Origin of the sequence: Caulobacter sp. AP07 (assembly GCF_000281955.1) — a bacterium.
In the GTDB taxonomy this organism is placed as follows: Bacteria; Pseudomonadota; Alphaproteobacteria; order Caulobacterales; family Caulobacteraceae; genus Caulobacter.
This window is the reverse complement of record NZ_AKKF01000063.1, coordinates 1-10,240: the sequence shown is the minus strand read 5'-3', so window position 1 is coordinate 10,240 and position 10,240 is coordinate 1. Positions and strand designations below refer to the sequence as shown.

At 69.9% G+C, this 10,240-nt stretch carries 11 protein-coding genes; 8 read left to right on the top strand and 3 right to left on the bottom strand.

Annotated elements, in window-relative coordinates:
* Positions 1-1,040 (bottom strand): isobutyryl-CoA dehydrogenase (locus PMI01_RS04765; protein ID WP_007663876.1); only part of this gene is annotated, 1,040 nt, incomplete at its 3' end.
* Between the two features lie 208 nt (positions 1,041-1,248).
* Here PMI01_RS04765 and PMI01_RS04760 point away from each other — a divergent pair.
* The 5 genes from PMI01_RS04760 (at position 1,249) to PMI01_RS04740 (ending at position 6,423) form a co-directional block, all read left to right on the top strand.
* On the top strand, positions 1,249-1,686 hold the full coding sequence (locus PMI01_RS04760; RefSeq protein ID WP_007663874.1) for a DUF2147 domain-containing protein: 438 nt from the start codon (positions 1,249-1,251) through the stop codon (positions 1,684-1,686).
* A 156-nt stretch (positions 1,687-1,842) separates the two neighbouring features.
* Positions 1,843-3,345 carry a flavin-containing monooxygenase gene (locus PMI01_RS04755; protein WP_007663873.1) on the top strand — a complete coding sequence of 501 codons (1,503 nt, stop codon included), beginning with the start codon at positions 1,843-1,845 and terminating at the stop codon, positions 3,343-3,345.
* 79 nt (positions 3,346-3,424) lie between these two features.
* Complete coding sequence (gene hemB, locus PMI01_RS04750; protein ID WP_007663870.1) at positions 3,425-4,426, top strand: porphobilinogen synthase; 1,002 nt, start codon at positions 3,425-3,427, stop codon at positions 4,424-4,426.
* Position 4,427: 1 nt separating this feature from the next.
* Entirely contained in the window at positions 4,428-5,288 is an 861-nt protein-coding gene (locus PMI01_RS04745) for a helix-turn-helix transcriptional regulator (RefSeq protein WP_007663868.1), read from the top strand.
* A 31-nt stretch (positions 5,289-5,319) separates the two neighbouring features.
* Positions 5,320-6,423: a serine hydrolase domain-containing protein gene (locus tag PMI01_RS04740; RefSeq protein ID WP_007663866.1), complete on the top strand. Its 1,104-nt coding sequence runs from the start codon at positions 5,320-5,322 to the stop codon at positions 6,421-6,423.
* A 24-nt stretch (positions 6,424-6,447) separates the two neighbouring features.
* Here the strand turns inward: PMI01_RS04740 and PMI01_RS04735 are convergent, their stop codons facing one another.
* Positions 6,448-6,858: a nuclear transport factor 2 family protein gene (locus tag PMI01_RS04735; RefSeq protein WP_007663864.1), complete on the bottom strand. Its 411-nt coding sequence runs from the start codon at positions 6,856-6,858 to the stop codon at positions 6,448-6,450.
* A 134-nt stretch (positions 6,859-6,992) separates the two neighbouring features.
* Between PMI01_RS04735 and PMI01_RS04730 the strand changes: the two genes are divergently transcribed.
* Both PMI01_RS04730 and PMI01_RS04725 read left to right on the top strand, forming a co-directional pair.
* Positions 6,993-7,397 (top strand): NUDIX hydrolase, encoded by a 405-nt coding sequence (locus PMI01_RS04730; RefSeq protein WP_007663862.1) that lies wholly within the window; start codon positions 6,993-6,995, stop codon positions 7,395-7,397.
* 67 nt (positions 7,398-7,464) lie between these two features.
* Entirely contained in the window at positions 7,465-7,722 is a 258-nt protein-coding gene (locus PMI01_RS04725; protein ID WP_007663860.1) for a hypothetical protein, read from the top strand.
* Positions 7,723-7,729: 7 nt separating this feature from the next.
* Here the strand turns inward: PMI01_RS04725 and glpK are convergent, their stop codons facing one another.
* Complete coding sequence (gene glpK, locus PMI01_RS04720) at positions 7,730-9,220, bottom strand: glycerol kinase GlpK (protein WP_007663858.1); 1,491 nt, start codon at positions 9,218-9,220, stop codon at positions 7,730-7,732.
* Between the two features lie 151 nt (positions 9,221-9,371).
* Here glpK and PMI01_RS04715 point away from each other — a divergent pair.
* Positions 9,372-10,240, top strand: an 869-nt coding sequence (locus tag PMI01_RS04715; protein ID WP_007663856.1) for a DUF2336 domain-containing protein, incomplete at its 3' end; no start/stop codon positions are given.

The window sequence follows — 10,240 nt, the reverse complement described above, 5'->3', positions numbered from 1 at the left end:
GGATAGTCCTGCAGGTAGCCGTAGCCGCCGTGCAGTTGCAGGGCGTCGTTGGCCACCTGGAAGCCGGCGTCGGTGGCGAAGCGCTTGGCCATGGCGCACAGCTTGGTGGCCTGGGGGTCGCGGTTGTCGAGCGCGTGGGCGGCGCGGCGCACCATCAGGCGGGCGGCCTCCAGCTCGGTGGCCATGTCGGCCAGCTTGAACTGCAGGGCCTGGAAGTCCTTCAGCGGCTTGCCGAACTGGTTGCGGGTCTCGAGATAGGCCTTGGCGGTGTCCAGGGCCAGCTGCGCCCCGCCCAGCGAGCACGAGGCGATGTTCAGCCGCCCGCCGTCCAGGCCCATCATGGCGAAGCGGAAGCCCTCGCCTTCCTGGCCGATGCGGTTGGCGACCGGCACCCGGCATTCGTCGAAGTTCACCGCCGCGGTCGGTTGGCTGTTCCAGCCCATCTTGCGCTCGTTGGCCCCGAAGCTCAGGCCCGGCGTCCCCTTCTCGACCACGAAGGCCGAGACGCCCTTGGCGCCGTCCACGCCAGTGCGGGCCATGACCACATAGACGTCCGACACCCCGCCACCCGAGATGAAGGCCTTGCCGCCGTTCAGCACGTAGTGGTCGCCGTCCAGCCGCGCGGTGGTGCGCATGTTGGCGGCGTCGGAGCCCGAGCCCGGCTCGGTCAGGCAGTAGCTGGCGATCAGCTCCATGGTCGTCAGGCGCGGCAGGTAGCGATTGCGCAGCTCATCGGAGCCGAACCGGTCGATCATCCACGAGGCCATGTTGTGGATGGTGAGATAGGCCGCGGTCGGCACGTCGCCGTAGCTCAGGGCCTCGAAGATGATCGAGGCGTCGAGGCGCGACAGGCCCGTGCCGCCGACGTCCTCCTGCACATAGATGCCGGCGAAGCCCAGCTCGGCCGCCTGGCGCAGCACGTCGACGGGGAAGTGCTTCTTCTCGTCCCATTCGGCGGAATGCGGGGCAAGCTGTCCCTCGGCGAAGGCCTTGGCTGCATCCTGAATAGCGACCTGATCGTCAGTCAGCGCGAAATCCATGCGCGATATCCTCCCGTGCGGGGCAGAGTGAACCCCTCGCCTTCTTGGCCGCTGACGTGCCGCGCCCCGGTCACTGTGTCAATCATATCTCACTTGCTGACTTTGAATGACGCAGTGCGACGAAAGTGGGAACCAAACGTCCCGCCGCCCTTGATCCGCAACACGTCCCGTACCAAATCGCCCCCATCGGAGGCGTCATCGTTTCGTCATGCGTAAGCTCATCCTGTTCTTCACCGCCCTCGCGGCGCTCGTCGGCCTGGCTGCTGTCCCGGCCCAGGCCGCCGACATGGGCGTCTGGCGCAACCCCAAGGACAACGTCCGGGTCGAGATCAAGAGCTGCGGGGCCAGCACCTGCGGCGTCGTGGTCTATGCCAGCCCCAAGGCCCAGGCCGACGCCCGCAAGAGCGGCTACTCGACCCTGATCGGCCAGCAGCTTCTGCGCGACTTCGAGCCCACCGGCAACGGCAACATGCGCGGCAAGGTCTTCGTGCCGACCCTGAAGGTCACCCTGTCGGGCACCGCCGAGTTCATCGACGCCCGCACCATGAAGGCCAAGGGCTGCGTGCTGGGCAAGATGCTGTGCAAGTCGCAGATCTGGACCCGCGTCGACACCGTCACGGCGCGGCTGGACGACCGCGCCAGCTGACACGCCTCCGTTCGATCCGCGACAAACCGCTTGATCCGGACCACACAAGACGCCAGCCTCAGGTTGACAGTGTTCAGTTAGGCGTCCGCAGAGGCGCCGGCCTGGGTGAGGAACGCGGCGAACTCCAAGCTTCGCCGCCTAGGGAAGGTGTGCGCCATGACGGAGACCGCCGCGCTCGAAGGCGCTTCGCGACAGTCGTCGACCGAGCATTTCGACGTCATCATCGTCGGGGCCGGAATTTCTGGAATAGGCGGGGCCTACCATCTGGCCCAGCAGAGGCCGGGGACGCGTTTCTTGGTCCTCGAGGCCATGGAGAGCTTCGGCGGCACCTGGCATAGCCACCGGTACCCGGGCATCCGCTCCGACAGCGACCTCTATACCTTCGGCTACCGGTTCAAGCCGTGGATCGGGCCGCCGATCGCCACGGGCGCCGAGATCCTGACCTATATGGGCGAAGTGATCGCCGACAACGACCTGGGCCGGCACATCCGCTACGGCCACCGGATCGTCTCGGCCCGCTGGTCCAGCGCCGACAGGCTCTGGACCCTGGAAGTCCGGCGCGAGGACGGCGAGATCGCCCGCTTCACCACCAATTTCCTGTGGATGTGCCAGGGCTACTACCGGCAACGCCAGGGCTACACGCCCGAATGGCCCGGCATGGAGGCCTTCAAGGGCCAGATCGTCCACCCGCAGGAATGGCCCGAGGACCTCGACTACAAGGGCAAGACGGTGGTCGTCATCGGCTCCGGCGCGACCGCCGCGACCCTGGTCCCGGCCATCGCCGACGACAGCGGCCACGTGACCCTGCTGCAGCGCTCGCCGACCTTCTTCGTGCCCGGGCGCAACGAGAACGAACTGGCCAACACCCTGCGCGAGCTGGAGATCGACGAGTCGTGGATCCACGAGATCGTCCGCCGCAAGGTGCTGCTCGACCAGGCGGTGTTCACCCGCCGCGCCGTCGAGGAGCCCGAGGTCGTCACCCAGGAGCTGCTGGAAGGCGTGAAGGCCTTCCTGGGTCCCGACTTCGACATCGCGACCCATTTCACCCCGCGCTACCGGCCCTGGCGGCAGCGGATAGCCTTCGTGCCCGACGGCGACCTCTTCCAGGGCATCGCCGCAGGCAAGGCGTCGGTCGTCACCGACGAGATCGAGCGCTTCACCGAAACCGGCCTGCTGTTGAAATCCGGCCGGACGCTGGACGCCGACATCGTCGTCACCGCCACCGGCTTCAACCTCAACGCCCTGGGCGACATCGCCTTCAGCATCGACGACCAGCCGCTCGAGTTCGCCGACACCGTCACCTATCGCGGCATGATGTTCACCGGCGTGCCGAACCTCATCTGGGTGTTCGGCTATTTCCGGGCCAGCTGGACCCTGCGGGCCGACCTGGTCGGCGACTTCGTCTGCCGGCTGCTGGCGCACATGGAGGACAAGGGCGCTCGGCAGGTCTCGGTGGCGCTGCGCCCCGAGGACAAGGACATGCCCCTTTCCGGCTGGATCGATCCGGAGAACTTCAATCCGGGCTACCTGACGCGCGGCATGCACCTGCTGCCCAAGGCCGGCAGCAAGTCCGAATGGCGACACACCCAGGACTACTGGGCCGAAAAGGACGAGATCCCGGCCATCGACCTGGACGATCCCGCCTTCGTCTATTCCTGAGGGTTTCGATGGCGGCGGCGCGCGCTTAAGGGCTTCGTCGCCCTTGCCTCGCGCCGCCTCCCGCGCGAAACCCTAGGCCATGACCACGCCTCCGCTCGCCCCCTATCCCGCCACCCGCCTGCGCCGCCTGCGCCAGGCCGACTGGACCCGCCGCCTGGTGCGCGAGACCACGCTGACGCCGTCCGACCTGATCTGGTCGATGGTGGTGCACGAGGGCGAGGGCGTGATCCCCGTCGCCTCGATGCCGGGCGTCGAACGGCTGAGCGTCAAGGAGGCCGCCAAGGCCGCCGTGCGGGCCCGCGACCTGGGCATCCCGGCCATCGCCATCTTCCCGCACATCGACGGGGCCCGGAAGGACGCGGTCGGCTCGATCGCCGCCGATCCGGACGGCGTCATCCCCCGCGCCGTCAAGGCCATGAAGGACGCCGCCCCAGAGGTCGGCATCATGTGCGACGTGGCCCTGGACCCGTTCACCGACCACGGCCACGACGGCGTGGTCGAGGGCGGCCGCATCCTCAACGACCCCACCATCGAGCGGTTGATCGAACAGGGGCTGATGCAGGCGGAAGCCGGCGCCGACATCCTGGCCCCGTCCGACATGATGGACGGCCGGATCGGCAAGCTGCGCACGGCCCTGGAGGGCGCGGGCTTCCAGGACACGATGATCATGTCCTACGCCGCCAAGTACGCCTCGGCCTTCTACGGCCCGTACCGCGACGCCATCGGCTCGGCCAAGCTTTCCGCGGGCCAGGGCGACAAGAAGACCTACCAGATGGACCCGGCCAACACCGAGGAAGCGATCCGCGAGGTCGCCCTCGACATCGCCGAGGGGGCCGACATGGTCATGGTCAAGCCGGGCATGCCCTATCTCGACATCCTGCGCCGCCTGGTCGAGGAGTTCCGCATGCCCACCTACGCCTTCCAGGTGTCGGGCGAGTACGCGATGATCAAGGCCGCCGGCCTGAACGGCTGGATCGACGAGGAGCGCGCCATCCTGGAAAGCCTGACCGCCTTCAAGCGGGCCGGCGCGGCCGGGATCATCAGCTACTTCGCCCCGTGGGCGGCGGAGACGCTGGGCTGACATGACCGCGCCGAGAACCGCCTTCAGCCAAGGCCGGTTCTACGGCGTCTCGACCGTCGAGCGTCAGCTGCCCAGCGTCCGCGTCGCCCACCTGTCGGCGACCATCTCGGCCGAGGGCGTCGAGGAGCACAGCCACGACGACGCCCACTTCGTGCTGGCCACCCACGGCCGCTACCTGACCACCGCCTGGGGCCCCGAGACAGAGGGCCCGCCCCTGGTGTTCAACCCGCCCGGCGTCGTCCATCGCGACCGCTTCGTCGGGGCCGGCGGGCACTTCCTGGCCGTCAGCTTCGAGGCCGCGACCTGGCGTGACCTGGCCGGCCAGGAGCCCACGGCCGGCGACGCCCTGCGGCTGACTGGGACCCTGGCCCGCACCTGCGCCCTGCGGCTGACGCGGGCGATCCTGACGCGCGACGTCGAGCCCGTCGCCCTGGAGAGCCTGGGGCTGGAACTGGCCGCCCAGGTCCAGACCTCGATACGCGAGAGCGACCACCGCCCCGGCTGGCTGGCCGCCGCCGAGGCCTTCCTGGCCGACGCCTTCGACCAGCCGATCGCCGTGGCCGACGTCGCGCGGGCGGCCGGCGTGCATCCCGTGCACCTGGCGCGCGGCTATCGGCGCTGGTTCGGGGCCACGCCGGGAGCGCGCCTGCGCACCCGGCGGCTCGAACGCGCCGCCGACCTGCTGATGCTGGGCAGGACCCCGATCGGCGAGATCGCCCTGCGCGCCGGCTTCTGCGACCAGAGCCACCTGAACCGCCAGTTCCGCCTGGCCTACGGCGTCACCCCCGGCGAGTTCGCGCGGCTGTGCGGCCGACGCCTCGATGTTGCAAGCGTCCAAGACGGCGGGGCCGGCGCGATCTAGACGGGCTTCGACCTCTACCGGAGACACTCGCTTGAAGCCGCTCCTGCTCGCCGCCCTGCTCCTGGCCACGCCCTTGGCCGCCCACGCGGCCGCGCCCGACAAGACCCTGGACTGGCCGACGGCTGCCCCCGCCGCCGAGGGGATGTCGGCCGCCAAGCTCGAGGCCATGTCCGCCGCCATCAAGGCCGGCCAGTTCCAGCAGATCACCAGCGTGCTGATCGCCCGCCACGGCAAGCTGGTGTTCGAGGCCTATTACGACGCGGGCCAGGAGGGCGGCGGGGCGAGCGCCCACCGCAACACCCGCTCGGTCACCAAGACCGTGACAGCCATGCTGACCGGCGCCGCCATCGCCCGCGGCGCCCTGCCCGGAGTCGAGGCGCCGATCGGGGCCTATCTGAAGGACCGCACGCCGGTCGCCAATCCCGATCCCCGCAAGAAAAAGGTCACGGTCGAGGACCTGCTGACCATGAGCTCGATCGCCGAATGCGACGACGACAACCAATATTCGCGCGGCAACGAGGAGCGGATGTACCTGATCGAGGACTGGGTCGGCTTCTATCGCGACCTGCCGGTGCGGGGCTTTCCCCCCTGGGCGCCCAGGCCGGAAGCGTCGCCCTACGGCCGCAGCTTCAGCTATTGCACGGCCGGGGTGACCACCCTGGGCGCGGTGGTGCAGGGCGCGGTCGGCAAGCCCCTGCCCGCCTTCGCCGACGAGACGCTGTTCGGTCCGCTGGGGATCGACAAGCCGCAGTGGCAGGTCTCGCCCCTGGGCCTGGCCCAGGGCGGCGGCGGCCTGGGTCTGACCAGCCGCGACCTGCTGAAGCTGGGCCAGCTCTACGCCAACGGCGGCCAATGGGCCGGGCGCCAAGTGCTGGCGGCCGCCTGGGTCGCGGCCGCCACGGCTCCACACGCCCAGGCTCGCCCCGACGCCGACTACGGCTACCTGATCTGGTTGCAGACCTTCGCGGGCCACAAGGCCTGGGTGATGAGCGGCACGGGCGGCAACAAGGTGGTGGTGGTTCCCGACCTCGCCCTGGTCGCGGTGATCACCACCACCAACTTCAACGTCCGCCAGCCGCACGCCATCTCCGAAAAGCTGCTGAGCGAGCATGTGCTGGCGACGGTCCAGCCGTAGGCGCCGACGACGCACCGGCGGGGGTCAGTCTGGCAACTGGATCAACGCCTCGAACGGCTTGCCCTGGCGCAGGGCCTGCAGCGGCGCGGTGTCGGCATAGACCACCTCCTCGATGATCCGGCCGTCGCGCAGGGTCAGCTTGTCGACGCCCCGCCAAGTCACCAGGTGCTCGCCGTAGCGGTTAGAGCTTTCCCACTCGATCACCACCACGTCGCCGCGTGTCGTCCAGCCGACCAGGGACCAGGTCAGGTGGGGCGCGTCGACCTTGGTCAGGTCGTTCAGCATGCCGATCTCGTCGCCCCGGATCATCCGGTTGGCGAAGGGATAGTGAAGCTGGCCCTCCGGATGCCAGAGCGCGAGGAACGCCGCGCCGTCCTTGGCCGCCCAGGCGGCGGCGAAGCGGTCGACAAAGGTCTGTTTTTCGAGGTCGGTCATGGCGTCTCTCCTATGGGAGACCTTGGCTAGGGCATGGGCCCGCCAGCGTCTGGCGCGATCCGGACCTCATCATCGACGCGCGCCGGCCTGGCTCGGGCGGGACGCGAATCCTTTCCGTTGCTAGCCTTCCGCCCATGCCTTCGATCATCGATATCGTCACCGCCGTGATCCGCGACGACGCCGGCCGCATGCTGGTGGTCCGCAAGCGCGGCACGGCCCGGTTCATGAAGCCGGGCGGCAAGCGCGAGCCCGGCGAGGACGACCTGACCGCCCTCGCCCGCGAACTTGACGAGGAACTGGGCTGCCGCCTGGTCGCGGCGACCCTGCTGGGCGACTTCGAGGCCCCGGCCGCCAACGAGCCCGGCTTCACCGTGCGGGCGGCGACCTACCTCGCGGAGGTCGAGGGCGAGATTTCGGCCCGGGCGGAGATCGACGAACTGGCCTGGATCGATATCGCCGCGCCGGGCGACCGGCCGCTGGCCCCGTTGATGCGCAAGGTGCTGGCCGCCCTGCTCGCCCTGGAACCCGATCTGGCGTAACCTTGTTCCCAGTGTTCGGCCCGAGGCCGCGTACGACGGCCCGGTTCGTTCCTCATGGAGGTTACGCATGGACGCCGACTTCAACGACACCAACAAGCCCGACCTGCTGGCCCACGAGCAGACCTACCACGGCTTCAGCATCCTCCTGCGATGGTGCATGCTGGGCTTGGCCACCGCCATCTCCACCCTGGTCGCGGCGTTCGCCACCCCCGCGGGTGTCCTGGGCGGCCTGGCCGTCGGGATCGTGGTGTTCGCCGTCGGCTACGCCATCCTGGTCCGGCGCGAACAGAAGCAGCCGCTCAACCTGTGGATCGAAGGACGATAGCGGGCGCCTACGACCGCACCCGCGGCAGCGCGTCCAACCACCGCGCATAGGCCCCTTCCCGGGCGGCGACGTTGAGGGCCGGTTCGAGCAGTTCGGCCTCGGGCCGCGCCCGCACCGCGTCCTCGACCGATCCATAGACCCCCGCCCCCACCCCGGCGAACAGGGCCGCGCCCAGGGCGGTGGTCTCCTGGTAGCGGGCGCGGTGCACGGGGATGCCGGTCAGGTCGGCCAGGCGCTGGCTGAACCAGGCGCTCTTGGCCATGCCGCCGTCGATGCGCAGCGCCGCGTCCTCGAAGGCCGAGGGCGCGTCGGCCCGCATGGCCTCGATCAGGTCGCGCCCCTGGAAGACGCAGGAGTCGTAGGTGGCCGCGGCGATCTCGGCCAGGCCGGCGTCGCGGGTCAGGCCGAAGACCGCGCCCCGCGCCTCGGCGTCCCACCACGGCGCGCCCAGGCCGGTGAAGGCCGGGACCACGACCACCGCATGGTCGCCGCGCGCCGACCGCGCCAGGGCCTCGGCCCCGCGCGGACCGCCGGTGACGCCCAGCCCCTCGTTCAGCCACTGGATCGCCGCCCCGGCCACGAAGATCGAGCCCTCCAGGGCGTAGGTCGTGCGCCCGCCCACCCGCGCCGCCACCGTGGTCAGCAGGCGCGAGGCCGAATGCGGCCGCGTCTCGCCGGTATTGACCAGCATGAAACCGCCGGTGCCGTAGGTGACCTTCATCTCGCCCGGCCGGATGCAGCCCTGGCCCATCAGCGCCGCCTGCTGGTCGCCGGCCACCCCACGGATCGGCAGCGGCCGGCCCAGGATGTCGGCCGTGACCTGGCCATAGTCGGCCGCGCAGTCCAGCACCGTCGGCAGCAGGTTTCGCGGCACGTTCAGCAGGGCCAGCATCTCGTCCGACCAGGCTTGTTTCTCGATGTCGAACAGCAGGGTGCGCGAGGCGTTGGTGGCGTCGGTGACGTGCGCGCCCTTTCCCGTCAGCCGCCAGATGACCCAGGTGTCGATGGTGCCGCACAGCAGCTCGCCCGCCTCGGCCCGCCCTCGCGCGCCCGGCACGTTGTCGAGGATCCAGGCGATCTTGGTGCCGGAGAAATACGGGTCCAGCAGCAGGCCGGTGGCGGCGGTGACCACGGGTTCGTGCCCCGCCGCGCGAAGACGGTCGCAGACGTCGGCGGTGCGGCGGTCCTGCCAGACGATGGCCGGATGGATCGGCCGGCCCGTGGCCTTGTCCCACACCACGACGGTCTCGCGCTGGTTGGTGACGCCCAGGGCGACGATGTCGGTGGCGTCGCGGTCGCACTTCTCCACCGTGTCGCGCAGCACGCCCACGCAGGCGGCGTAGATCTCCTCGGCGTCGTGCTCCACCCAGCCGTCGCGCGGATAGCTCTGGCGCAGGGGCCGGCCGGCGTCGCAAACCGGCTTGCCGCTGGTCTCGAACAGGATCGCCCGGGTGCTGGTCGTGCCCTGATCGAGCGCGAGGATCAGAGGTTGGCCCATGCGTCTTGCTTCTCCCGGCTGGCTTTTCGGCGTTATTCTACCTGCGGCATCGCGACGCTAATCTTCGCGCTCCGTGGATTCACCTGTTTAAGCATGTTTTCATCTGACACCGCCAAGGTCGTCTTGGTTAAGCTTTGAGCCGAGGAGTCTGGTGAGCCAGGCCGACCAGACCGCGCAGCTCCTGTCCCTGGCCCGCAGCCGCGAGCCGGCCGACCGCGAGCGCCTGCTCGCCGGCATCGTCGACCTGTGCGACGCCAGCCAGGTCGAGGGCCGCCCCGCCGCGCCCGAAGTGCAGATCCTGCTGGATTCGATCTTCATGACCCTGGTGGTCGAGGCCGAGCGCGACATCCGCGCCCGCCTGGCCGAGCGCCTGGCCGACGCCACCTGGGCGCCCTCGGCCCTGGTCAACATCCTGGCCCTGGACGAAATCGAGATCGCCCGCCCGATCATCGCCCGCAGCCCGGTCCTGCAGGACCACGACCTGATCCGCCTGCTGGTCCAGGCCACGCTGGAACACCAGATCGAGATCGCCCGCCGTCCGGAGCTGTCGCCCGCCGTGGTCGAGGCCATCCTGGCCAAGGACGAGTCGGCCGTGTTGACCGCCCTGGCCAGCAACCCCACCGCCCAGGTCACGCCCGACGGCCTGCGTCGCCTGGTCGACAAGGCCCGCGACGTGGTCGCCCTGCGCTCGCCCCTGGCTCGCCACCCCAGCCTGTCCAGCGATCTGGCCGAGCAGCTCTATCTGTGGGTCGGCCGCGCCCTGCGCGACGCCCTGGTCGCCCGCTTCCAGCTGGACCCCGACAAGATGGCCCAGGCCATCGAGGCGTCGCTGCGCGCCGTCCATCAGGGGACGACCGCCATCGACACGCCCAGCCTGGAGCAGGACGAGGACCGCGAGGAGATGGAGGCGGCTCTGGTCGAGAAACTCGACGCCGCCGGCCAGCTGCGCCCCGGCTACCTGCTGCGGGTGCTGCGCGAACGGCGGCTGCCGCTGTTCCTGTTCGCCCTGGCGCGCCTGGG

Excerpts from the sequence above, each read along its gene's own strand:
- PMI01_RS04730 (WP_007663862.1), top strand. The coding sequence starts at position 6,993 with ATGCCTTCGATCATCGATATCGTCACCGCCGTGATCCGCGACGACGCC.
- hemB (WP_007663870.1), top strand. The coding sequence starts at position 3,425 with ATGACCACGCCTCCGCTCGCCCCCTATCCCGCCACCCGCCTGCGCCGC.
- glpK (WP_007663858.1), bottom strand. The coding sequence starts at position 9,220 with ATGGGCCAACCTCTGATCCTCGCGCTCGATCAGGGCACGACCAGCACC.
- PMI01_RS04745 (WP_007663868.1), top strand. The coding sequence starts at position 4,428 with ATGACCGCGCCGAGAACCGCCTTCAGCCAAGGCCGGTTCTACGGCGTC.
- PMI01_RS04760 (WP_007663874.1), top strand. The coding sequence starts at position 1,249 with ATGCGTAAGCTCATCCTGTTCTTCACCGCCCTCGCGGCGCTCGTCGGC.
- PMI01_RS04755 (WP_007663873.1), top strand. The coding sequence starts at position 1,843 with ATGACGGAGACCGCCGCGCTCGAAGGCGCTTCGCGACAGTCGTCGACC.
- PMI01_RS04735 (WP_007663864.1), bottom strand. The coding sequence starts at position 6,858 with ATGACCGACCTCGAAAAACAGACCTTTGTCGACCGCTTCGCCGCCGCC.
- PMI01_RS04725 (WP_007663860.1), top strand. The coding sequence starts at position 7,465 with ATGGACGCCGACTTCAACGACACCAACAAGCCCGACCTGCTGGCCCAC.